Here is a 271-nt window from a genome sequence, read left to right as displayed (position 1 = left end):
CTTCAGTGCGCCAGGCCCCAGCATGGCGGCCTATGTGGTGGCCGGGCTGGGCAGCGAACAGCAGCAGGATGCATTCTTCGGCCAGTTTCAACGGGCGTTGTGCTGGTCGTGTTTTGCAATGACCGAACCCACCCAGGGCAGTGAAGATGAGTGCCGGTGAAACGAAGCCAATTTGCTCGTAGAGCTCAAAGCGCGCCGCCAGGCTGACTGCCTGATCATTGGCACAGGCCAGATAGCGTTGTGGCACGCCGAGCTGATTCAATGTCGCCGC

1 protein-coding gene is annotated in these 271 nt (G+C 60.5%); it reads right to left on the bottom strand.

The window, feature by feature from the left end; translation table 11 throughout:
• A partial coding sequence (locus AC0L3B_RS39515) for a hypothetical protein (RefSeq protein WP_473383247.1) occupies positions 1 to 271 on the bottom strand: 271 nt, incomplete at both ends.

This window comes from Bradyrhizobium sp. Kon56 (genome assembly GCF_055807635.1).
This window is presented reverse-complemented; position numbering and strand designations above follow the sequence as displayed.